Here is a 975-nt window from a genome sequence, read left to right on the forward strand (position 1 = left end):
AAACCAACTTTATTTTTAGCATTCTCTCTCAGCAAAAATCCACACAAGTTGTTCTTTAGTTTTGCTTTTAAATAATGTCCCTTCACTGTCGTCCAGTTGAAGCGTTGTTCGACTAATAACCAAGCAATGTGCTTGTCGTTATTAGCGAGCTGACTATCATATCATGTTGATTATGTTTGTCAAGCTTTTATTTCGTTTTGTTTCAATTAGTTAGCTGGGTTGGTAATAGGTAAGAATTCTATCCGTTACGGCCAGTTTGTGCTAATGAGGGGCGTATTATAGACCCTTTTCTATCAGTGTCAAGGGTTTATTTTATTTAGTTTGAAAGTCTTTATTTAACCAAATAAATACTCCAAAACAAAAACTGATTTGTTCAGCGGTAAACCACTTCCCAATCACCCCTTCCCTTTCGACTGGGTGGCATTATACGCGCTTTTGATAGGGGGTCAAGCTAATCTTAGCTTTTATTTTTTATATATTATAACTAATTGAAATGGTTAGCTTTAAATAAGTCTAGCAAAGTATACTTATTCTAGGGATAACACCGAAGATCTTATTTAATTGGAATATAAGACTATCTAGCTGGTTATATATAGAAAAAGAAATAAGATAAGGAACTTTAATAGAGCTACTTTTAACTATGAGATCGGCAATCATTAAATACTAAATTATATAGTACTTTATCTAGTAAACTTTATATTATAAGAAGATACACTCTCTACTAAAACGTAAGTAGAATCCCTGAATAAAAAAAAGCCCCCCAACAATCAAGTTGGGGGGCTTTTTAGGAATAGAGAGCTGACGATGACCTACTCTCACATGGCCGGAGCCACACTACCATTGGCGCGACGATGTTTCACTTCTGAGTTCGGGAAGGGATCAGGTGGTGCCATCGTGCTATTGTCGTCAGCAAAGGGGGTTAGATATGAGTCTGTTGTTTTGTATGACTTATCACACTACTTGACTGAATCAAGA

At 35.9% G+C, this 975-nt stretch carries 1 rRNA gene; it reads right to left on the reverse strand.

The features are described 5' to 3' along the window. Window positions 1-796: 796 nt before the first annotated feature. Window positions 797-911: ribosomal RNA gene (gene rrf / locus BTV98_RS13140) — 5S ribosomal RNA — on the reverse strand. Between the last annotated feature and the right edge of the window lie 64 nt (window positions 912-975).

The organism is Psychrobacter sp. Cmf 22.2, from assembly GCF_001921745.1.
Classification (GTDB): Bacteria; Pseudomonadota; Gammaproteobacteria; order Pseudomonadales; family Moraxellaceae; genus Psychrobacter.